Genomic DNA, 20,749 nt, shown 5'->3' on the forward strand with positions numbered 1-20,749 from the left:
CGAGGCACGATCAGGCATCAGATGAGACCTGATCGTCCGGGGTCACGGCGGCGAGGCGCTTTTCCAGCTCGCGCAGGCGCCGCGCCATGTCGTCCAGTTGACGGATGCGGGCGGCGCTCTTCTTCCAGTCACCCGCAGTCTGCATGGCAGTACCGGAAGAATAGGCGCCCGGCTCGGTGATCGAGCGGGTGACCATTGTCATGCCGGTCACGAACACGTTGTCACACACTTCGATGTGGCCAACCATGCCGACGCCACCGGCGATCATGCAGTGCTTGCCGATCTTGGTGCTGCCGGAAATACCGACGCAACCCGCCATGGCGGTGTGGTCGCCAACCTGCACGTTGTGCGCGATCATGATCTGGTTGTCCAGCTTCACGCCGTTGCCGATCACGGTGTCGGCCAGGGCACCACGATCGATGGTGGTATTGGCCCCGACTTCCACGTCGTCACCCAGCACCACGCCGCCAACCTGGGCGATCTTCAACCACACACCCTTCTCGTTGGCGAAGCCGAAGCCCTCGCCACCGAGCACGGCGCCGGACTGGATGACCACGCGCTTGCCGATTCTCACATCGTGGTAGAGGGTAACGCGCGGTGCCAGCCAGCCGCCCTCGCCCACCACGCTACGCGCACCGATCACACAGTGGGCACCGATGGTAACGCCGGCACCGATCTGTGCACCGCTCTCGATCACCGCATAGGCGCCGATGCTGGCACTCGGATCAACCTGAGCATCGGCAGCGATCAGCGCAGTCGGATGCACACCGGCAGCCGCGACGGGCTTGCTATCGAACAGATGGGAAAGCTGGGCGAAGGCCAGATAGGGGCTAGCCACCAGCAGAGCGTCGCCAGCATAGCCTTCGGCATCGGCGGCGGTCAGCAGCACCACACCGGCTCGGGTCTCGGCCAGGAACTTGCGGTACTGCGTATTGGCCAGGAAACTCAGCTGATCGGGGCCGGCGTCCTGCAGGGTCGCCAGACCGCGAATCGGCTTGTCCGCGGCGCCACGCAGAGTGGCGCCGAGACGCTCGGCCAACTGGCCGAGGGTGAAGACCACGGCGCTCATGCTCAGCGCTGCGAGTTCATGCGCTGAATGACCTGACGGGTGATCTCGTACTGCGGCTTGACGTCGACCACGGCGCCACGCTCCAGCACCAGGTCATAGCTGCCCTGCTTGATCACTTCCTCGACGGCCTTGTCCAGCTTCGGCTTGAGCTGCTTGAGCATGTCGCGGTCGGAGATCGCCTTGGCCTCGTTCAGTTCCTTGGACTGGAACTGGAAATCGCGGGCCTTCTGCTTGAACTCCAGCTCCAGGCGCTCACGCTCGGCCTGCTGCATCTTCTCGGCATCCTTAACCAGACGATCCTGGATACGCTTGGCGTCGGCTTCCAGCTGCTTGAGCTTGTTCAGCTGCGGGCCGAACTTCTTCTCGGCATCCACGGCATATTTCTTGGCGGCATCGGACTCGAGCAAGGCCATCTGATAGTTCATCACCGCGATTTTCATCTCGGCGAAGGCCGGGGTTGCCATCAGGGTGGCGGCAACCAGAACCAGTTGAGTCAACTTACGCACGATGCACTCCTGCAACAAAACACTGTTGTCTAGCAAATTAGAAGGTTTGGCCCAGAGAGAACTGGAATATCTGCGGATCGGAATCGTCCGGCTTCTTGATCGGTGCCGCCAGACTGAAGCTCAGCGGGCCCAAAGCGGTGACCCAGGTCACCCCGACACCAACGGAGCTGGCCAGTTGGCTCGCATCGATACTGCCGCAACCGCTGGTGTTCATGCTCTGAGTAGAGGCTGTCTTGGTCGGGCAATCGGTGAGGAACACGCTACCGACATCCCAGAACAGCACGGTACGCAGCGAACGCTGGTCCTTCACGAATGGCAGCGGGAACAGGTATTCCACACCACCCTGGATCAGCACATTACCACCGTAGGGCAGCGGATCCTGATCATCGGTATAACGGCCGTCGGCCCCCGGGCCAGTGCCTTCACCACCCGGAATCGGGTTGCCGTTAGCGTAACGAGCCACACTCGGCGTACTGCGCGGCCCCAGGGTGCTGTCCTCGAAGCCACGCACGGAGTTGAAGCCGCCGGCATAGTAGTGCTCGTAGAACGGCAAGCCGTTGGTCGAACCATAGCCATCGCCATAGCCCAACTCTGTATGGAAGCGCAGCGCTGTCGACTGGGTCAAAGGTGCGAACTTCTGGCCGCGGTAGTCGAGCTTGAAGAACGACAGATCGCTGCCCGGCACAGTGCTTTCAAGCACCAGGCTCTGGGAATGGCCACGGTTGGCCAGCACGCCACGGTTAAGAGTCGACTCGGACCAGCCGATGGAAGCCTTGAGGTTGAGGAAGCTGTCGCCCTCCTCGTCGATGAAGGCGAGGATCTCGTCGACGGTGTAGTCGCCGGTGTCCAGCGAGTCCTGTTGAATGGTCAGGCCATAATTCAGGCGCGCAGTCTCGCTGATCGGGTAGCCGATGCTGATGCCGGCGCCCAGACTGTCCACCGAGTAGCTGGACACGTCGTAGTCCAACTCGTCGTAGTCGGTGGTGCGGTAGAAGGCGTTGTAACCCAGGCTGACGCCGTCGACTGTCCAGTAGGGGTCGACGAAGCCGAAGTTGTAGCGGGTCTGGTATTCGGAGCGGGTCAGGCCGACGCTGACCTTGTTACCGGTACCCAGGAAGTTGTTCTGGCTGATCGAACCACCGAGGATCAAGCCGGCGTTCTGGGCGAAGCCGACGCTGGCGGTGATCGAGCCGGATGCCTGCTCTTCCACGCTGTAGTTGACATCGACCTGGTCGTCGGTGCCCGGCACCTGCGGGGTCTCGACGTTGACTTCCTTGAAGTAGCCCAGACGCTCCAGACGGGTCTTGGACTGGTCGATCAGGTAGGTCGAAGCCCAGCCGCCCTCCATCTGACGCATCTCGCGACGCAGCACTTCGTCTTCGGTCTTGGTGTTGCCACGGAAGTTGATGCGGTTGACGTAGGCGCGCTTGCCCGGGTCGACCACGAAGGTGATGGCGACGGTCTTGTCCGCATCATTGGGCTGCGGCACGCCGTTGACGTTAGCGAAGGTGTAGCCTTCGTTGCCCAGGCGGCGGGTGATCAGCTCGGAGGTGGTGGTCATCACCTTGCGCGAGAAGGTCTGCCCTTCCTTGACCAGGAGTAGCTTCTTCACTTCCTCTTCCGGCACTTTCAGGTCGCCGGAGAGTTTGACTTCGCTGACGCTGTACTTCTCGCCTTCTTCGACGTTGACGGTGATGTAGACGTGTTTCTTGTCCGGGGTGATGGATACCTGGGTGGAGGAGATATCCATATTGATGTAGCCGCGGTCCAGGTAGTAGGAGCGCAGGCGCTCCAGGTCACCGGACAGTTTTTCGCGGGCGTACTTGTCATCGTTCTTGAAGAACGACAGCCAGTTGGTGGTCTTCAGCTCGAACAGGGCAGTGAGGTCCTCGTCCGGGAAGACACTGTTACCAACCACGTTGATGTGCTGGATGGCGGCGACCGAACCCTCGTTGATGGTGATCTTCAGCGCCACGCGGTTACGCGGCTGGGGAATCACTTCGGCTTCGATCTCGGCGGAGTAGCGACCCTGGGCCACGTACTGGCGCAGCAGCTCGTTGCGCACGCCTTCCAGGGTGGCGCGCTGGAAGATCTCGCCCTCGGCCAGGCCGGACTGCTGCAGGCCCTTCATCAGGTCTTCGGTGGTGATCGCCTTGTTGCCTTCGATCTCGACGGTGGAGATCGACGGACGCTCGACCACGCTGATCACCAGCACGTCGCCTTCGCGGCCGAGCTGGATATCCTGGAAGAAACCGGTCTTGAACAGAGAACGGGTGGCATCCACCAGACGGCGATCGTCGACCTGATCACCGACATTGAGCGGCAGAGCGCCGAACAGGCTGCCGGCGGAAACCCGCTGCAGGCCGTTAACGCGGATGTCTGTGATGGTGAAGGACTCGGCGTGAACTTCGGCGATCATCAGGGCGGCGAGGACCGCAGGTAGCAGCAGACGTTTCATGAAGTCCTTTCTTATTCCAACTGATAATAAAGAAACTGCCGCGATACGCGGCAGATTCGGAATTCAGCTATTCGTTACAGACGACTCAAGTCATTGACCAGGGCCAGCAACATCACCCCAAGCACCAGACTGATACCGATCTGAATGCCCCAACCCTGCACCCGCTCGGACAGCGGACGACCACGCGCCCACTCGACCAGGTAGAACAGCAAATGCCCCCCATCCAGAACGGGAATGGGCAGCAAATTGAGAACCCCCAAGCTAATGCTCAGATAGGCGAGGAAATTGAGGAAATCCGCCACGCCGGACTGAGCCGAAGCGCCCGCCACTTTAGCAATGGTTATCGGCCCACTCAAGTTTTTTACCGACAGCTCGCCGAACAGCATTTTCTTCAGCGAATCAAGGGTTAGCACCGTCATGCCCCAGGTACGGCGCAGGCTCTCGGTGACCGCATCGAGCGGACCGAAACTGACTTCGTGCAGCATCTGCGCGGGCCATTTGCCGCCCTTCACCCCCACGCCCAGGTAACCGCCACGAGCCCTGCCTTCGCCGCGAGCCCCGAGCGTCACTGGCAATTCAAGCTGCTGACCATCGCGCTGCAGACGCAGGGTCACCTGATCGCCGGCACGCGTACGCACCCAATCGACCACTTGCTGCCATTCATCCAGGCGCTGATCGTCCAGCGCCAGCAGGCGGTCGCCCAGACGTACGCCAGCCTTCTGCGCCGGACCTTCCGGATCGAGTTCGTTGACCACCGGCTGAACCGCCGGGCGCCAAGGGGTGATACCAAGAGATGCCAGCGGCTCCGGCTCGTCGACGCCACGCAGCCAGTCACGCAGCACCAGCTGCCGCTCGGCAACCAGAGTTGAGCCCTGCTCGCGCACCTGCAACTGGACGACACCGCTCTCGCCGAGGCGACGCACCAACTGCAGATTGACCGCCGACCAGCCCGGCGTGCTCTCGCCATCCACCGCCACGATTTCCTGGCCCACGCGCAGCCCCGCCGCCGCCGCCAGGCTTTCCGGCTCAACTTGGCCGATCACCGGGCGCACCTGCTGCGAGCCGAGCATGGCGATGATCCAGAAGAACAGGATGGCGAGCAGGAAGTTGGCGATAGGACCGGCAGCGACTATGGCAATACGCTGCTTGACCGATTTGCGATTGAAGGCCTGATCGAGCTGTTCGAGCGGTACATCGCCCTCGCGCTCGTCGAGCATCTTCACGTAGCCACCCAGAGGAATGGCCGCCACCATGAACTCGGTGCCATGACGGTCGTGCCAGCGCACCAGCGGCGTGCCGAAGCCCACGGAGAAGCGCAGCACCTTGACGCCGCAGCGCCGCGCCACCCAGAAATGGCCGAACTCGTGGAAGGTGACCAGCACACCGAGCGCGATCAGAGTGCCGAAGATCATGTACAACCCGCTCATTCCATCTTCCTCCGGGTCAGCGCCCGTGGCGATTCAACCAGTCAACTGCCAGGGCTCTGGCCTGGGCATCCGCCGCCAGCACCGCATCCAGGTCGGCGACCACGGTCGATGCCTGGCGATTCAGGGTGTCCTCGATGATACGCGCGATCTCCGGGAAGCGGATGCGCCGTTCGAGAAACGCCGCCACTGCTACCTCGTTGGCCGCATTGAGCATCGCCGGCGCGCTGCCGCCGGCCTCTGCAGCCTGGCGCGCCAGGCGCAGGCAGGGGAAACGCTGCTCGTCGGGATGCTGGAAATCCAGGCGGGCAACGGCGAATAGGTCCAGTGGCGCCACCCCCGAGTCGATCCGCTCTGGCCAGGCCAAGGCATTGGCGATGGGCGTGCGCATATCCGGGTTACCCAGCTGGGCCAGCACCGAGCCATCCACGTAGTCGACCAAGGAATGGATCACGCTCTGCGGGTGGATCACCACCTCGACCTGCTCGGGACGCGCATCGAACAGCCAGCAGGCCTCGATCAGCTCCAACCCCTTGTTCATCATGCTCGCCGAATCCACGGAGATCTTGCGCCCCATGGACCAGTTCGGATGAGCACAGGCCTGTTCCGGCGAGACGTGCTCCAGCTCGCTCAGCGGTGTTTCGCGGAACGGCCCCCCGGAAGCGGTCAGCAGGATGCGGCGCACACCGACCGCACCTAGGCCACGCGCGTAATCGCCGGGCAGGCACTGGAAGATCGCATTGTGTTCGCTATCAATCGGCAGCAGCGTGGCGCCATGCTCGCGCACTGCCCGCATGAAGAGGTCGCCGGACATCACCAGCGCCTCCTTGTTGGCCAGCAGCACCTTCTTGCCGGCGCGCACGGCCGCCAGGGTCGGCTTGAGACCAGCGGCGCCGACGATGGCGGCCATCACCGCATCCACTTCCGGATGGGCAGCCACTTCACACAGACCACCCTCCCCCGCCAGCACCCGTGTCGACAGGCCGGCAGCCTGCAGCGCGCTCTGCAGCGCACGCGCGCTACCTTCATCGGCGGTCACGGCAAACTGCGGACGATGCCTGAGGCACAGCTGTTCGAGCTCGGCCAGACGAGAGAAACCACTGAGGGCGAAAGCCTGATAGCGCTGCGGGTGGCGCGCGATCACATCCAGGGTGCTGAGGCCGATAGAGCCGGTCGCTCCCAGTACAACTATGCGTTGCGGCTGACTCACTGCGCGCCCCAGCCTGCCAGCCAGAGCAGCACGGCGAACAGCGGAATGGCGGCGGTCAGGCTGTCGATACGATCCAGCACGCCACCATGACCGGGCAGCAGGTTACTGCTGTCCTTGATCCCGGACTGGCGCTTGAACATGCTCTCGGTCAGATCACCGATCACCGACGCCGCCACCACCAGCATGGCACCGGCCAGCGCCAGCAGCAGTCCGGAGGTCTGCCAGCCCTGCTGCAGACCAACCGCCAGGGTGATCAGCAGACTGGCGGCTAGGCCACCAAAGAAACCTTCCCAGCTCTTGCCTGGACTGACCCGCGGCGCCAGCTTGCGCTTGCCGAACGCCTTGCCGGCGAAATAGGCGCCGATATCGGCACCCCAGACCAGCACCATCACCGCGATGATCAGGCCATTGGCCTGCGGCCACTGCTTGAGCTGCACCAGCCCCTGCCAGGCCGGCAGCAAGATCAGCAGCCCGATCAGCAGCTTGCCTGGCAGGCCGCCCCAGCAGCGGCTGCTATCCGGATAGTTCAGCACCAGCAGGGTCGCCACCAGCCACCAGAGCACCGCAGCACCCAGCAACCAGGGCGCCAGAGCCGGAACCAGGTACGCACCGTAGAGCAACACCGCCACCACCAGCGCATAGGCCACACGCTGCGGCTGGGCTGGCAGCCCCGCCAGGCGCGCCCACTCCCAGGCACCCAGGGTGACGACGGCGCCGATGAACAGGGCGAACGCCCAGCCATCGAGCAGGAAGAAACCGCCCAGGGCGATGGGCAACAGGATCAGGGCAGTGATGATGCGCTGCTTCAGCATTGGCGAGCCTCGGCTTCCACCTGCTCGCTGGTCTTGCCGAAGCGACGCTGGCGGGTAGCGAAATCGGCCAGCGCCTTGCGCATGGCCTCGTGCTTGAAATCCGGCCAGAACAGGTCGGAGAAGTACAGCTCGGAATAGGCCAACTGCCAGAGCAGGAAGTTGCTGATGCGATGCTCGCCGCCGGTGCGGATGCACAGGTCAGGCAGTGGCAGATCACCGGTAGCCAGACAACTCTGTAGCAACTCGGGCGTAATGTCTTCGCTCTGCAGATGACCGGCCTGGACTTCCCGCGCCAGACGCTGGGCAGCCTGGGCGATATCCCACTGGCCGCCATAGTTGGCGGCAATCTGCAGGACGAAACGGTTCTCGCCGGCGGTCTGCAGCTCGGCATCGCGCATGGCGGCCTGCAGCTCCGGGTGGAAGCGCGAGCGATCACCGATGATGCGCAGGCTGATGGCGTTGTCCTTGAGCTTGCGCGCCTCGCGACGCAGGGCCCCGAGGAACAGCTCCATCAGCGCACCGACCTCCTCGGCCGGACGCTGCCAGTTCTCGCTGGAGAAGGCGAACAGGGTCAGCACCTCGACGCCGGCTTCGGCACATACCTCGATGACCGCACGCACCGCATCGACACCCGCCTTGTGCCCGGCCACGCCGGGCAACAGGCGCTTCTTCGCCCAGCGGTTGTTGCCATCCATGATGATGGCGACATGGCGCGGTATCGCCGGCGGCGCTTCCTGCTTGGCCTTGCTCACATCACACCGCCATCAGGTCGGCTTCTTTGGCTTCCAGGGCCTTGTCGACTTCTGCAACGAACTTGTCGGTGAGCTTCTGCACTTCGTCGGCGGCGCGGCGCTCTTCGTCCTCGCTGATTTCCTTGTCCTTGGACAGCTTCTTCAGCTCGGCCAGGGCATCGCGACGCACGTTGCGCACGGCCACCTTGGCATCTTCGGCAACGCCACGCGCCTGCTTGGTGTAGCCCTTGCGGGTCTCTTCGGTCAGGGCGGGCATCGGCACACGAATGGTGGCACCGGCGCTGCTCGGGTTCAGGCCGAGGTCGGAAGTCATAATGGCCTTCTCGATCGCCGCGCTGAGGGTCTTGTCATGGGCGACGATCTTCAGGGTGCGGGCATCTTCCACGGTGATCGCGGCAACCTGGTTCAGCGGCATGTCGCTACCGTAGGCCGGGACCTTGACGCTATCCAGAATGCTCGGATGCGCACGACCGGTACGAATGGAGGCCAGATTGCGCCCCAGGGACTCCAGGGATTTGACCATGCGCTCTTGGGCGTCTTTCTTGATCTCGTTGATCATTGTGCATCCTCCTCGATCAGGGTTCCTTCGGCGCCGCCCACCACGATATTCAGCAGGGCGCCAGGCTTGTTCATATTGAAGACCCGCAGCGGCATCTTGTGATCGCGCACCAGGCAGATGGCCGTCAGGTCCATCACGCCGAGCTTGCGGTCAAGCACCTCGTCATAGGTCAGGCGCTCGAACTTCTCCGCGTTGGGGTCCTTGAAAGGATCGGCAGTGTACACGCCATCGACCTTGGTGGCTTTCAGCACCAGGTCGGCATCGATCTCGATGGCGCGCAGGCAGGCCGCCGAGTCGGTGGTGAAGAACGGGTTGCCGGTGCCGGCGGCGAAGATCACCACTTCACCGGTGCCCAGGTGGCGCATGGCCTTGCGGCGATCGTAGTGATCGGTCACACCGACCATGGAGATGGCAGACATCACCAGTGCCGGGATGTTCGAACGCTCCAGGGCGTCGCGCATGGCCAGGGCATTCATCACGGTGGCCAGCATGCCCATGTGATCGCCGGTAACCCGATCCATGCCGGCAGCGGAGAGGGCCGCGCCGCGGAACAGGTTGCCGCCGCCGATCACCAGACCGACCTGCACGCCGATGCCGACCAGCTGGCCGACTTCCAGCGCCATGCGATCCAGCACCTTGGGATCGATACCGAACTCTTCCGAACCCATCAGGGCTTCGCCGCTTAGTTTGAGCAGAATGCGTTTATAGCGAGGTTGACGACCACTCACCTGCTGAGCCATTGCGAATCTCTCCTGCGGCGTTGTTTGGCGACTTATCTTACCCGGCAGTCAGACTGCTGCCCGGTGAATTCGTGCGGGATGCTCCCGCGCTTTGCAAAAGAGGCTGCACGCGTGAGCGGGCAGCCTCTTCGATGCGACAGTGTAGAACCGTCTTACTGCTTGGCAGCGGCTACCTGAGCGGCCACTTCGGCAGCGAAGTCAGCCTCGACCTTCTCGATACCCTCGCCCACTTCGAAGCGGGTGAAGGAAACGATTTCGGCACCGGCTTTCTTGACCAGGTCGCCAACCTTGACTTCCGGGTCCATGACGAAGGCTTGCTCGACCAGGCTGGCTTCGGCCAGGAACTTGGCGATACGGCCTTTGACCATGTTCTCGACGATGTTCTCCGGCTTGCCGGCGATCTTCTCGGCGTTCAGCTGCAGGAAGATTTCCTTTTCCTTGGCGATCAGCTCTTCGGAAACGTCCGACGGGCTCAGAACGGCAGGGTTGGAGGCAGCGACGTGCATGGCAACGTGCTTGGCCAGCTCTTCGTTGCCGCCTTTCAGGACAACCAGAACACCGATGCGGTGGCCGTGCAGGTAGGAGCCTACGACGTCGCCTTCAACGGCAGCCAGACGACGGATGTTGACGTTCTCGCCGCACTTGGCAACCAGAGCCTCACGAGCGGATTCGCGGGAAGCGATCAGCGGAGCGGCGTCGGTCAGTTTCTGGGTGAAGGCTTCGTCCAGGCTTTCTTTGACGAAGGCCTTGAAGTCGTCCTGCAGGGCCAGGAAGTCGGTCTGCGAGTTGACTTCGATCAGCAGGCCACGGCCACCTTCGACGCGAGCGGCGATGGCGCCTTCGGCGGCGACGTTGCCGGCTTTCTTGGCGGCCTTGATGGCACCGGAAGCACGCATGTCGTCGATGGCTTTCTCGATGTCGCCACCAGCGGCAACCAGCGCCTTCTTGCACTCCATCATGCCTTGGCCGGTACGCTCGCGCAGTTCTTTAACCAGGGCTGCAGTGATTTCTGCCATGTTCCTAATCCTCTTGAAGTGGTGTTTCGACCATTCAACCCGGCCACGCCGGGCACAAAATTCGTAAGTGGCAAAAAGGGGGCCTAGCCCCCTTCTCGCACAACGGGATGTTTTATCCCGTTATCAGCCTTCGCTGGCCTCGGAGGCAGCTTCTTCGACGAACTCGTCGGTGCCGCCAGCGGAGTTGCCACGACCACGGATCACGGCGTCAGCCATGGCACCCATGTACAGCTGGATGGCGCGGATGGCGTCGTCGTTACCCGGGATGATGTAGTCAACGCCTTCCGGGCTGCTGTTGGTATCGACGATGCCGATGACCGGAATGCCCAGCTTGTTGGCTTCGGTGATAGCGATGCGCTCGTGGTCAACGTCGATCACGAACAGAGCGTCCGGCAGACCGCCCATGTCCTTGATGCCGCCCAGGCTGCGATCCAGTTTTTCCAGATCACGGGAGCGCATCAGAGCTTCTTTCTTGGTCAGCTTGGCGAAGGTGCCGTCCTGGGACTGGGTTTCCAGTTCGCGCAGGCGCTTGATCGAAGCACGGATGGTCTTGAAGTTGGTCAGCATGCCGCCGAGCCAGCGGTGATCGACGTACGGGGAACCGCAACGTGCGGCTTCTTCGGCGACGATCTTGCCAGCGGAGCGCTTGGTGCCGACGAACAGAATCTTGTTCTTACCGGAAGCCAGCTTCTCGACGAACGACAGGGCGTCGTTGAACATCGGAAGGGTCTTTTCCAGGTTGATGATGTGGATCTTGTTACGCGCGCCGAAAATGAACTTGCCCATTTTCGGGTTCCAGTAACGGGTCTGGTGGCCGAAGTGCACACCGGCCTTCAGCATATCGCGCATGTTGACTTGGGACATGATAGTTCCTTGATAAGTCGGGTTAGGCCTCCACGCATCCCAATCTCCAACCCTTGCGGGCACCCAGGAAATCGTGTCGATACGTGTGCGGGTTAGTGCTTCACGAGCCTACTGGCCGTAAAGCGGCGCGTTTTATACCACACAAAGCCAGGACAGGCTAGCCAAACCCCACTTTAGCGCCATGCCGCCGCCGGGCGGCTTTCTGCTAGAATCGCCGTCTTCCCCGATTTGCCTAGCGCCGCCGGCGCCGAGAGAGACCGCATGACCGTCACCATCAAGACTCCTGCCGAAATCGAAAAGATGCGCGTGGCCGGCCGCCTGGCCGCCGAAGTGCTGGAGATGATCGGCGAACACGTCAAACCCGGGGTCACCACCGAGGAAATCGACCGCATCTGCCACGACTATATCGTCAACGTACAGAAGGCCATTCCCGCCCCGCTCAACTACGGCGCCGCACCGGGCCGCCCGGGTTTCCCCAAGTCGGTCTGCACCTCGATCAACCACGTGGTCTGCCACGGCATTCCCAACGACAAGCCGCTTAAAGATGGCGATGTGCTGAACATCGACGTCACCGTGATCAAGGACGGCTACCACGGCGACACCAGCAAGATGTTCATGGTTGGCAAGGTGCCGGAGTGGGCCCAGCGCCTGGCGCAGGTCACCCAGGAATGCATGTACAAGGGCATCCAGCTGGTCAAGCCGGGCGCGCGTCTGGGCGATATCGGCGAAGTGATCCAGAAGCACGCCGAGAAGCAGGGCTTCTCGGTGGTACGCGAATACTGCGGCCATGGTATCGGCGCCGTGTTCCACGAGGAGCCGCAGGTCCTGCACTACGGCCGCGCCGGCACCGGCATGGAGCTCAAGGAAGGCATGACCTTCACCATCGAGCCGATGATCAACCAGGGCCGCCCGGAAACCCGCCTGCTCGGCGATGGCTGGACCGCCATCACCAAGGACCGCAAGCTCTCCGCCCAGTGGGAACATACCGTGCTGGTCACCGCCGACGGCTACGAGATCCTCACCCTGCGCCAAGACGACACCCTGCCGCGCACCTCGGCCTGAGCCCATACATATAGATAGAAGGTAGGCACGCATGCCGCAGATGGACCCGGAGTTGTTTGATCGCGGCCAGTTCCAGGCGGAGCTGGCGCTCAAGTCCAGTCCCATCGCCGCCTTCAAGAAGGCCATCAAGCAGGCGCGCGAGGTGCTCGACGGGCGCTTCCGCGAGGGCCGCGACATTCGCCGCCTGGTCGAGGACCGCGCCTGGTTCGTCGACCAGATCCTGCAGGAGGCCTGGAAGCGCTTCGCCTGGAGCGAGGACGCCGACATCGCCCTGCTGGCCGTCGGCGGCTACGGCCGCGGCGAGTTGCACCCCAACTCCGACATCGACCTGCTGATCCTGCTCGACAGCGCCGACCACGAGGTCTTCCGCACGCCGATCGAGGGCTTCCTCACCCTGCTCTGGGACATCGGCCTGGAAGTCGGCCAGAGCGTGCGCAGCGTCGACGAGTGCGCCGAGGAGGCGCGCGCCGACCTGACGGTAGTCACCAACCTGATGGAAAGCCGCACCATCGCCGGCCCCGAGCGCCTGCGCCAGCGCATGCAGGATGTCACCAGCAGCACGCAGATGTGGCCGAGCAAGCACTTCTTCCTGGCCAAGCGCAAGGAAGCCAAGGCGCGCCACGCCAAGTACAACGACACCGAATACAACCTGGAGCCCAACGTGAAGGGCTCGCCCGGCGGCCTGCGCGATATCCAGACCATCCTCTGGGTCGCCCGTCGCCAGTTCGGCAGCCTCAACCTGCACTCCCTGGTGCAGCAGGGCTTCCTGGTCGACAGCGAGTACAGCATGCTGGCCTCCGCCCAGGAATTCCTGTGGAAGGTGCGCTACGCCCTGCACATGCTGGCCGGCCGCGCCGAGGACCGCCTGCTGTTCGACCACCAGCGCAAGATCGCCGGCCTGCTCGGCTTCGAGGATGGCGACGGCAAGCTGGCCGTCGAGCGCTTCATGCAGAAGTACTACCGGGTGGTGATGGGCGTCGCCGAGCTGTCCGAACTGATCAACCAGCACTTCGAGGACGTGCTGCTGCGCGAGGGTGAGCGCGGTGCGGCGCAACCGCTGAACAGCCGCTTCCAGGTGCGCGATGGCTATATCGAGGTAACCAGCCCCGGCGTGTTCAAACGCACCCCGTTCGCCATCCTCGAGGTCTTCGTGCTGATGGCCCAGCACCCCGAGATCAAGGGCGTACGCGCCGACACCATCCGCCTGCTGCGCGACAGCCGCAGCCTGATCGACGACGAATTCCGCCGCGACATCCGCAACACCAGCCTGTTCATCGAGCTGTTCAAGTCGCCCCAGGGCATCCACCGCAACCTGCGGCGGATGAACCGCTACGGCATCCTCGGCCGCTACCTGCCGGAGTTCGGCCACATCGTCGGGCAGATGCAGCACGACCTGTTCCACATCTACACGGTGGACGCGCACACCCTCAACCTGATCAAGCACCTGCGCAAGCTGAAGTGGCCTGAGCTGGCGGAGAAATTCCCGCTGGCCAGCAAGGTCATCGACAAGCTGCCCAAGCCCGAGCTGATCTACCTGGCCGGCCTCTACCACGACATCGGCAAGGGTCGCGGCGGCGACCACTCCGAGCTCGGCGCGGTGGATGCCGAGGCCTTCTGCGCGCGCCACCAGCTGCCGCTGTGGGATAGCCGCCTGATCGTCTGGCTGGTGCAGAACCACCTGGTGATGTCGACCACCGCCCAGCGCAAGGACCTGTCCGACCCACAGGTGATCTTCGACTTCGCCCAACTGGTCGGCGACCAGACCCGCCTGGACTACCTCTACGTGCTGACCGTGGCCGATATCAACGCCACCAACCCCAGCCTGTGGAACTCCTGGCGCGCCAGCCTGCTGCGCCAGCTGTACACCGAGACCAAGCGTGCACTGCGCCGCGGCCTGGAGAACCCGCTGGATCGCGAGGAACAGATCCGCCAGACCCAGACCTCGGCCATCGACATCCTGGTGCGCAACGGCACCGACCAGGACGACGCCGAGCAGCTGTGGAGCCAGCTCGGCGACGACTACTTCCTGCGCCACGCCGCGGCCGACGTGGCCTGGCACACCGAGGCCATCCTCCAGCATCCGGCCGGCAACGATCCTCTGGTGCTGATCAAGGAAACCGCCCAGCGTGAGTTCGAGGGCGCCACCCAGATCTTTATCTACGCGCCGGACCAGCACGACTTCTTCGCCGTGACCGTGGCCGCCATGGACCAGCTCAACCTGAACATCCATGACGCCCGCGTCATTACCTCCACCAGCCAGTTCACCCTCGACACCTACATCGTCCTGGACGCCGACGGCGGCCGTATCGGCGACAACCCGGCGCGCATCAAGGAGATCCGCGACGGCCTGGTGGAAGCATTGAAGAACCCGGACGACTACCCGAACATCATCCAGCGCCGTGTGCCGCGCCAGCTCAAGCACTTCGCCTTCGCGCCGCAGGTCACCATCCACAACGACGCCCAGCGCCCGGTCACCGTGCTGGAGATCACCGCGCCGGACCGCCCCGGCCTGCTGGCGCGGATCGGCAAGATCTTCCTCGACTTCGACCTGTCGCTGCAGAACGCCAAGATCGCCACCCTCGGCGAACGCGTGGAGGACGTGTTCTTCATCACCGACGCCCACAACCAGCCGCTGTCCGACCCGGAGCTGTGCGCCCGCCTGCAGGACGCCATCGTCCAGCAGCTGTCGCAGGCCAACGGCGAGACCCTCAACCTCGGCTCGATCAGTATCTGAACCGGGCCACGGCACAGCCGGTGGCCCGCCCCGCAAGAAAGAGACGCCATGAACCACGCCCTGACCCAGCTGCAGCCCTACCCCTTCGAGAAGCTGCGCGCCCTGCTCGCCGGCGCCACTCCGCCAGCAGACAAGCGCCCGATCGCCCTGTCCATCGGCGAGCCCAAGCACAAGTCGCCGGACTTCGTGGCCAAGGCCCTGGCGGACAATCTCGACCAGCTGGCCATCTACCCGACCACCCTGGGCATCCCGGCCCTGCGTGAGGCCATCGCCGCCTGGTGCGAGCGCCGCTTCGGCGTGCCGACCGGCTGGCTGGACGCCGCTCGCCACGTGCTGCCGGTCAACGGTACCCGCGAGGCGCTGTTCGCCTTTACCCAGACCGTGGTGCAGCGCGATGTCGGTGGCCTGGTGGTCAGCCCCAACCCGTTCTACCAGATCTACGAAGGCGCGGCCCTGCTGGCCGGCGCCGAGCCGCATTACCTGCCCTGCCTGGCAGATAACGGCTTCAACCCGGACTTCGACGCCGTGTCGGTAGAGGTCTGGCAGCGCTGCCAGATCCTCTTCCTCTGCTCGCCGGGCAACCCCACCGGCGCGCTGGTGCCGATGGAGCAGTTGAAGAAGCTGATCGCCCTGGCCGACGAGCACGACTTCGTGATCGCCGCCGACGAGTGCTACAGCGAGCTGTACTTCGATGAAGAGAATCCGCCGCCCGGCCTGCTGACCGCCTGCGCCGAGCTGGGCCGCAGCGACTTCAAGCGCTGCGTGGTGTTCCACAGCCTGTCCAAGCGCTCCAACCTGCCGGGCCTGCGCTCCGGCTTCGTCGCCGGCGACGCCGATATCCTCAAGGCCTTCCTGCTGTATCGCACCTACCACGGCTGTGCCATGCCGATTCAGACCCAGCTGGCCAGCGTCGCCGCCTGGCAGGACGAGACCCATGTGCGCGCCAACCGCGACCAGTACCGCGCCAAGTACGACGCGGTGCTGGAGATCCTGCAGCCGGTGCTGGACGTACAGCGCCCGGACGGCAGCTTCTACCTGTGGGCCAAGACCCCAGGCGACGACACCACCTTCACCCGCGAGCTGTTCGCCCAGGAGCACGTCACCGTGGTGCCCGGCTCGTACCTGTCGCGCGAAGTGAATGGCGACAACCCGGGCGCCGGCCGCGTGCGCCTGGCCCTGGTCGCGCCATTGGCCGAATGCATCGAAGCGGCCGAACGCATTCGCCGCTTCGTGCAGGGCTGATGGCCGGAAAAAAGAAGCCCGGCACGAGGGCCGGGCAGTAGGAGCGTCACGCTCACCCTGCCCGGCCACGAGTGAAAGGATCGTGAAACGATCATCCGGCAGCATGCCGGGCTGTCGCTCGTCCGACATGGCATAATCGCCACCCCGATTTACACGATGCAAGCGCAGTGGGCCGACAGCCCCGCGAGGAACTCCAATGTCCTACACCCTCTACGGCATCAAGGCCTGTGACACCATGAAGAAGGCCCGCACCTGGCTCGACGAGCAGGGCGTGAGCTATGCCTTCCACGACTACAAGACTGCCGCCATCGACCGCGCCAACCTGCAGAAATGGTGCGCCGAACATGGCTGGGAAACCGTGCTGAACCGTGCCGGCACCACCTTCCGCAAGCTGGACGAGGCGCAGAAGGCCAACCTGAACCAGGACAAGGCCATCGAACTGATGCTGGCCCAGCCATCGATGATCAAGCGCCCGGTACTGGACCTGGGCGACAAGACCCTGGTCGGTTTCAAGCCGGATATCTACGCCGCAGCACTCAAGTGAACGGGCGCGCCGCCTGATCTCCACCCTATTTCGAGTTACGAGGAACACACCATGTCGCAATCCCTGTTCAGCCTGGCCTTCGGCGTCGGCACCCAGAACCGCCAGGGCACCTGGCTGGAAGTCTTCTACGCCCAGCCGCTGCTGAACCCGGCCGCCGAGCTGGTCGCCATCGTTGCCGAGAAGCTGGGCTACAGCGGCGGCAACCAAGCCATCGCCATCACCACCAACCAGGCTGGCGAACTGGCCAACGCGCTCAAGGCCATCGATGCCACCCAGGCCGCCCTGCTCACCCGCCTGGCCGAGAGCCAGCGCCCGCTGGTAGTCACCCTGCTGGCCGAAGACGCCGCGCTGACCTCCACCCCCGAGGCCTACCTCAAGCTGCACCTGCTGTCGCACCGCCTGGCCAAACCGCATGGTCTGAACCTGACCGGCATCTTCCCACTGCTGCCGAACGTGGCCTGGACCAGCCAGGGCGCCGTCGACCTCGGCGAAGTGGCCGAGCGCCAACTGGAAGCCCGCCTGAAGGGCGAACTGCTGGAAGTCTTCTCGGTGGACAAATTCCCCAAGATGACCGACTACGTGGTGCCGGCCGGTGTGCGTATCGCCGACAGCGCTCGCGTGCGCCTGGGCGCCTACATCGGTGAAGGCACCACCGTGATGCACGAAGGCTTCGTCAACTTCAACGCCGGCACCGCCGGCCCGGGCATGATCGAAGGCCGTGTCTCCGCCGGCGTATTCGTCGGCAAAGGCTCCGACCTGGGCGGCGGCTGCTCGACCATGGGCACCCTGTCCGGCGGCGGCAACATCGTTATCAGCGTCGGCGAAGGCTGCCTAATCGGCGCCAACGCCGGCATCGGCATCCCGCTGGGCGACCGCAATACGGTCGAGTCGGGCCTGTATATCACCGCCGGCACCAAGGTGGCCCTGCTCGACGAGCAGAACAACCTGGTCAAGGTACTCAAGGCCCGTGACCTGGCCGGCCAGCCGGACCTGCTGTTCCGCCGCAACTCGCAGAGCGGTGCGGTGGAGTGCAAGACCAACAAGACCGCGATCGAGCTCAACGAAGCGCTGCACGCCCACAACTGAAAATCGGAGCTGAAGCGTCGCGAGCGACGGCCAGGCAAGGCGAAATCAGGCGAGGGCGCGCAATTTACTGAGTGTAAATGAGCAGCCCGACCGGGCTGGCGATCCAGCCTGATTTCAACGCCGCATGGCCTAGCGCAGCAGCTTCAGACCGATTTTCGGCCGTGTGATGGTGAACAGGCCGGGCTAATGCCCGGCCTGTCTATTTATACTCAGCACATCTCCCAGCAGTGCCGCAGCCCATGTCCCTCACCTCCCCCTGGCGCGCCGACTTCCCCGGCATCCTGGCCCTCGACGCCGAAGGCCAGACCTACCTGGACAGCGCCGCCACCGCGCAAAAGCCCCAGGCCATGCTGGACAGCCTGCTCGGCTATCTGGCCAGCGGCGCCGCCAACGTGCACCGCGCCCAGCACCTGCCCGGCGAGCGCGCCACCCGCGCCTTCGAAGCGACCCGGGACAAAGCCGCGGCCTGGCTGAACGCCGCCAGCCGCGAGGAGATCGTCTTCACCCGTGGCACCACCGAATCCTTGAATTTGCTGGCCTACGGCCTGGAGCACCTGTTCCAGCCAGGCGAGCAGATAGTCGTCAGCGCCCTCGAACACCACGCCAACCTGCTGCCCTGGCAACAGCTGGCGCTGCGCCGCGCCCTGGAACTGGTGATCCTGCCGCTGGACGCCAGTGGCAGCATCGACCTGCAGCAGGCGGCCACGCTGATCGGCCCACGCACCCGCCTGCTGGCGGTGTCGCAGCTGTCCAATGTACTCGGTCGCTGGCAGCCAGTGCATGAATTGATCGCCCTGGCCCACGCCCAAGGCGCGCTGACGGTGATCGACGGCGCCCAGGGCGCGGTCCACGGCCGCCACGATATCCAGATGCTGGGCTGCGACTTCTACGTCTGCTCCAGTCACAAGCTCTATGGCCCGGAGGGTGTCGGCCTGCTATACGGCCGCAGTACGGCACTGGAGCAGCTGCGCCACTGGCAGTTCGGCGGCGAGATGGTGCTGCAAGCCGACTACCGGGAATCCCGCTTCCGCCCTGCCCCGCTGGGTTTCGAGGCCGGTACGCCACTCATCTCCGGCGTCATCGCCCTGGGTGCGACACTGGATTATCTGGCCGGCCTGGACGCCGCCGCCGTGGCCGGCCATGAGGCCGCGCTGCACGCCAAGCTGCTCGCCGGCCTGGCCGTGCGCGACGGCGTGCGCCTGCTCGGCGAGCCACAACTGACCCTGGCCAGCTTCACCGTGGACGGCGTACACAGCGCCGACCTGGCCCACCTGCTCACCGATCAGGGCATCGCCGTGCGCACCGGTCACCACTGCGCCATGCCGCTGCTCAAGCAGCTGGGCCTGCCCGGCGCGATCCGCGTCTCCCTCGGCCTGTACAACGACGGCGCCGACCTGGAGCGTTTCTTCGCCGCTCTGGACAAGGCCCTGGAGCTGCTGCGATGAGCCTGCCGGCCGCCGCCCAGGAAGCGCTGGACGCCTTCGCCGCCTGCCCCGGCTGGGAACAGCGCGCACGCCTGCTGATGCAATGGGGTGAACGTCTGCAGCCATTGAGTGAGGGCGAACGCAGCGAGGCCAACCGGGTCAGCGGCTGCGAAAGCCAGGTCTGGCTGGTCGGCGCGCGCCACGGCGGTGCCTGGCAGTTCCGCGCCGCCAGCGACGCGCGCCTGATTCGCGGCCTGCTCGCCGTGCTGCTGGCCAGGATCGATGGCTTGGATGGCGCCGAACTGCAACAGCTAGATCTGCCCGACTGGTTCAACCAGCTGGGCCTGGCCCGCCAGCTCTCCCCCTCGCGCAGCAACGGCCTGAACGCAGTGTTGCAGCGCATGCGCGAGCTGGCAGCGGGCTGATCAGCGACGCATCGCCTCGAACAGGGCGAACTCCCAGCGCCGCATCGCCAGCACCAGGGTGTAACCCTCGCGCTCGGTCTCGGCCAGCTTCTGGTCGGCCAGGTGCTGCTGGGCGAATTCCTGCGCCACTCGCTGCAGGCGCTCGACGAAGGACGGCGCCAGCGCCCGGCTGATGCGCCCATGCACCAGCAGCAGGCCCTCGTCGCTGCCGGCGAAGTCCCCGGCGTAGTAATCCTGCAGCGCCTGCTTGCGGAAGTAGCGCATCACCGGCCCGTCCGGCTGCCAGCGGAAGGTCTTGGCCAGTTTCAGGCGGTAGCGGTTGAGCGGCTTCAGCTCGATCACCCCGAGCCGGTCCAGGCGGATCAGCGCGCGCACCGCCTCGGCATCGCTCAGCCGGTAGGCCGCCACCATCTGCTCGAAGGTCCACTGGCTGAGCACGCAAATGGCCACCAGCAGCAGCTTCTCGTCGCCCACCACGGCCTGCTCCTGCTCCAGGCTCAGGGTAGCGAGCAGCGGCTGGGCATCCGCCACCTGGCGGGCCAGGTCGGCGAACTCCAGCTGCAGCACCCGGCAGATCGCGTCCACCCGCGACAGCGGCATATCCGCCTTGGCCAGCATGCGCTTGACGTTGGACTCGGACATGTCCAGCTCGCGCGCCAGGTCGGCGTAGGTGAGCTGCTGCGCCTTCAGCTCGCGCTTGATGATGTCGATCAGATCCGTGGTTGCGCCCATAAGTATCGCCCTGATGAACCAGATAGGCAGTTATACGCTACCGAGCACATCAGGAAGAGACTTTCAGTGCGAAGAAAACCAGACTGCCGC

Annotated in this window: 19 protein-coding genes; 7 read left to right on the forward strand and 12 right to left on the reverse strand. The window is 64.3% G+C overall.

All coding sequences use genetic code 11. The annotated features are described in order from the left end of the window. Positions 1 to 10: 10 nt before the first annotated feature. From lpxD to rpsB, 11 genes are all read right to left on the reverse strand, one after another. A complete protein-coding gene (lpxD, locus tag N7607_RS01300) occupies positions 11 to 1,069 on the reverse strand; it encodes a UDP-3-O-(3-hydroxymyristoyl)glucosamine N-acyltransferase (RefSeq protein ID WP_279866742.1) in 1,059 nt (352 codons plus the stop codon). Between the two features lie 2 nt (positions 1,070 to 1,071). Further along, positions 1,072 to 1,575 carry an OmpH family outer membrane protein gene (locus tag N7607_RS01305; RefSeq protein WP_279866743.1) on the reverse strand — a complete coding sequence of 168 codons (504 nt, stop codon included), beginning with the start codon at positions 1,573 to 1,575 and terminating at the stop codon, positions 1,072 to 1,074. 37 nt (positions 1,576 to 1,612) lie between these two features. Beyond that, entirely contained in the window at positions 1,613 to 4,033 is a 2,421-nt protein-coding gene (gene bamA / locus N7607_RS01310; protein WP_279866744.1) for an outer membrane protein assembly factor BamA, read from the reverse strand. A 74-nt stretch (positions 4,034 to 4,107) separates the two neighbouring features. Continuing rightward, a complete protein-coding gene (gene rseP / locus N7607_RS01315) occupies positions 4,108 to 5,460 on the reverse strand; it encodes a sigma E protease regulator RseP (RefSeq protein WP_279866745.1) in 1,353 nt (450 codons plus the stop codon). Between the two features lie 16 nt (positions 5,461 to 5,476). After that, the gene (gene ispC / locus N7607_RS01320; protein WP_279866746.1) at positions 5,477 to 6,667 is read right to left on the reverse strand and encodes a 1-deoxy-D-xylulose-5-phosphate reductoisomerase; all 1,191 of its coding nucleotides are present in this window, start codon (positions 6,665 to 6,667) and stop codon (positions 5,477 to 5,479) included. After that, positions 6,664 to 7,479 (reverse strand): phosphatidate cytidylyltransferase, encoded by an 816-nt coding sequence (locus N7607_RS01325; RefSeq protein WP_279866747.1) that lies wholly within the window; start codon positions 7,477 to 7,479, stop codon positions 6,664 to 6,666. The genes ispC and N7607_RS01325 overlap by 4 nt, the downstream gene beginning before the upstream one ends. Then, positions 7,473 to 8,231, reverse strand: a complete 759-nt coding sequence (gene uppS, locus N7607_RS01330; RefSeq protein ID WP_137974326.1) for a polyprenyl diphosphate synthase — start codon at positions 8,229 to 8,231, stop codon at positions 7,473 to 7,475. Before uppS ends, N7607_RS01325 begins: the two co-directional genes overlap by 7 nt. Position 8,232: 1 nt before the next feature. Continuing rightward, positions 8,233 to 8,790, reverse strand: a complete 558-nt coding sequence (gene frr / locus N7607_RS01335; protein ID WP_043306946.1) for a ribosome recycling factor — start codon at positions 8,788 to 8,790, stop codon at positions 8,233 to 8,235. Then, entirely contained in the window at positions 8,787 to 9,530 is a 744-nt protein-coding gene (pyrH, locus tag N7607_RS01340) for a UMP kinase (protein WP_192396766.1), read from the reverse strand. The genes frr and pyrH overlap by 4 nt, the downstream gene beginning before the upstream one ends. A 152-nt stretch (positions 9,531 to 9,682) precedes the next feature. Further along, positions 9,683 to 10,546: a translation elongation factor Ts gene (gene tsf, locus N7607_RS01345; protein ID WP_279866748.1), complete on the reverse strand. Its 864-nt coding sequence runs from the start codon at positions 10,544 to 10,546 to the stop codon at positions 9,683 to 9,685. Between the two features lie 123 nt (positions 10,547 to 10,669). Continuing rightward, complete coding sequence (rpsB, locus tag N7607_RS01350; RefSeq protein ID WP_043306949.1) at positions 10,670 to 11,410, reverse strand: 30S ribosomal protein S2; 741 nt, start codon at positions 11,408 to 11,410, stop codon at positions 10,670 to 10,672. 261 nt (positions 11,411 to 11,671) lie between these two features. Here rpsB and map point away from each other — a divergent pair, with 261 nt between their 5' ends. From map to N7607_RS01385, 7 genes are all read left to right on the forward strand, one after another. Continuing rightward, positions 11,672 to 12,472 carry a type I methionyl aminopeptidase gene (gene map, locus N7607_RS01355; protein ID WP_279866749.1) on the forward strand — a complete coding sequence of 267 codons (801 nt, stop codon included), beginning with the start codon at positions 11,672 to 11,674 and terminating at the stop codon, positions 12,470 to 12,472. 31 nt (positions 12,473 to 12,503) lie between these two features. Further along, complete coding sequence (locus N7607_RS01360; RefSeq protein ID WP_279866750.1) at positions 12,504 to 15,206, forward strand: [protein-PII] uridylyltransferase; 2,703 nt, start codon at positions 12,504 to 12,506, stop codon at positions 15,204 to 15,206. A gap of 48 nt (positions 15,207 to 15,254) precedes the next feature. Further along, positions 15,255 to 16,448, forward strand: coding sequence for a succinyldiaminopimelate transaminase (gene dapC / locus N7607_RS01365; RefSeq protein ID WP_279866751.1), 1,194 nt, complete (start codon positions 15,255 to 15,257; stop codon positions 16,446 to 16,448). A 196-nt stretch (positions 16,449 to 16,644) separates the two neighbouring features. After that, positions 16,645 to 16,992: an ArsC family reductase gene (locus tag N7607_RS01370; protein ID WP_279866752.1), complete on the forward strand. Its 348-nt coding sequence runs from the start codon at positions 16,645 to 16,647 to the stop codon at positions 16,990 to 16,992. A gap of 51 nt (positions 16,993 to 17,043) precedes the next feature. After that, positions 17,044 to 18,078, forward strand: a complete 1,035-nt coding sequence (dapD, locus tag N7607_RS01375) for a 2,3,4,5-tetrahydropyridine-2,6-dicarboxylate N-succinyltransferase (protein ID WP_279866753.1) — start codon at positions 17,044 to 17,046, stop codon at positions 18,076 to 18,078. Between the two features lie 239 nt (positions 18,079 to 18,317). Beyond that, entirely contained in the window at positions 18,318 to 19,523 is a 1,206-nt protein-coding gene (locus tag N7607_RS01380; protein ID WP_279866754.1) for a cysteine desulfurase, read from the forward strand. After that, complete coding sequence (locus N7607_RS01385) at positions 19,520 to 19,927, forward strand: SufE family protein (RefSeq protein ID WP_279866755.1); 408 nt, start codon at positions 19,520 to 19,522, stop codon at positions 19,925 to 19,927. The genes N7607_RS01380 and N7607_RS01385 overlap by 4 nt, the downstream gene beginning before the upstream one ends. On the opposite strand, the gene N7607_RS01390 is transcribed toward N7607_RS01385, so the two are convergent. Beyond that, on the reverse strand, positions 19,928 to 20,659 hold the full coding sequence (locus N7607_RS01390) for a helix-turn-helix transcriptional regulator (protein ID WP_279866756.1): 732 nt from the start codon (positions 20,657 to 20,659) through the stop codon (positions 19,928 to 19,930). Positions 20,660 to 20,749 lie beyond the last annotated feature (90 nt).

The sequence above is a fragment of the Pseudomonas sp. GD04019 genome (assembly GCF_029837695.1).
In the GTDB taxonomy this organism is placed as follows: Bacteria; Pseudomonadota; Gammaproteobacteria; order Pseudomonadales; family Pseudomonadaceae; genus Aquipseudomonas.

Bases quoted from the DNA above. Each gene is read 5' to 3' on its own strand.
- dapC (WP_279866751.1), top strand. From the start codon at position 15,255: ATGAACCACGCCCTGACCCAGCTGCAGCCCTACCCCTTCGAGAAGCTG.
- lpxD (WP_279866742.1), bottom strand. From the start codon at position 1,069: ATGAGCGCCGTGGTCTTCACCCTCGGCCAGTTGGCCGAGCGTCTCGGC.
- frr (WP_043306946.1), bottom strand. From the start codon at position 8,790: ATGATCAACGAGATCAAGAAAGACGCCCAAGAGCGCATGGTCAAATCC.
- N7607_RS01380 (WP_279866754.1), top strand. From the start codon at position 18,318: ATGTCCCTCACCTCCCCCTGGCGCGCCGACTTCCCCGGCATCCTGGCC.
- N7607_RS01385 (WP_279866755.1), top strand. From the start codon at position 19,520: ATGAGCCTGCCGGCCGCCGCCCAGGAAGCGCTGGACGCCTTCGCCGCC.
- bamA (WP_279866744.1), bottom strand. From the start codon at position 4,033: ATGAAACGTCTGCTGCTACCTGCGGTCCTCGCCGCCCTGATGATCGCC.
- tsf (WP_279866748.1), bottom strand. From the start codon at position 10,546: ATGGCAGAAATCACTGCAGCCCTGGTTAAAGAACTGCGCGAGCGTACC.
- pyrH (WP_192396766.1), bottom strand. From the start codon at position 9,530: ATGGCTCAGCAGGTGAGTGGTCGTCAACCTCGCTATAAACGCATTCTG.
- rpsB (WP_043306949.1), bottom strand. From the start codon at position 11,410: ATGTCCCAAGTCAACATGCGCGATATGCTGAAGGCCGGTGTGCACTTC.
- dapD (WP_279866753.1), top strand. From the start codon at position 17,044: ATGTCGCAATCCCTGTTCAGCCTGGCCTTCGGCGTCGGCACCCAGAAC.
- rseP (WP_279866745.1), bottom strand. From the start codon at position 5,460: ATGAGCGGGTTGTACATGATCTTCGGCACTCTGATCGCGCTCGGTGTG.
- map (WP_279866749.1), top strand. From the start codon at position 11,672: ATGACCGTCACCATCAAGACTCCTGCCGAAATCGAAAAGATGCGCGTG.
- N7607_RS01325 (WP_279866747.1), bottom strand. From the start codon at position 7,479: ATGCTGAAGCAGCGCATCATCACTGCCCTGATCCTGTTGCCCATCGCC.
- N7607_RS01370 (WP_279866752.1), top strand. From the start codon at position 16,645: ATGTCCTACACCCTCTACGGCATCAAGGCCTGTGACACCATGAAGAAG.
- N7607_RS01360 (WP_279866750.1), top strand. From the start codon at position 12,504: ATGCCGCAGATGGACCCGGAGTTGTTTGATCGCGGCCAGTTCCAGGCG.
- N7607_RS01390 (WP_279866756.1), bottom strand. From the start codon at position 20,659: ATGGGCGCAACCACGGATCTGATCGACATCATCAAGCGCGAGCTGAAG.